Genomic DNA, 366 nt, shown 5'->3' on the forward strand with positions numbered 1-366 from the left:
TGATCAGTATTGTGGCCACCGTTGGATTTCTCGCCACCCACAGTGAAGAACAACAGCAGCGCAGTACCCAGGGCAGCCTGGAATACCAAGCGCTTGAACAGCAGCTCAACAGCATTAAAGAGCAGATCAACAGCCTAAATGGCCTGATCGCCACAGACGCCGCCAACGGCTACCGCCAGCGCGCCATTGATACCACCGCTCAATTGCGCGCCTTGGAAGGCCAGCGCAGCCAGTTGATCGAGAACCTTTCCACAGCGCAACCAGGCGCCAGCGCACACGGTGCATTTAGCAGCCTGGCCAGCACACTCAACATAGACCCCGTGCGATTACAGCACGCCGGATTCCTCGCCCTGGCAATCATCACAG

The 366-nt window shown here is 57.9% G+C and carries 1 protein-coding gene; it reads left to right on the plus strand.

Annotated elements, in window-relative coordinates:
* On the plus strand, positions 1 to 366 hold a 366-nt coding region (locus Q1A48_RS21470), incomplete at both ends, for a hypothetical protein (protein WP_299948923.1).

Origin of the sequence: uncultured Microbulbifer sp. (assembly GCF_947489355.1) — a bacterium.
Lineage (GTDB): Bacteria > Pseudomonadota > Gammaproteobacteria > Pseudomonadales > Cellvibrionaceae > Microbulbifer.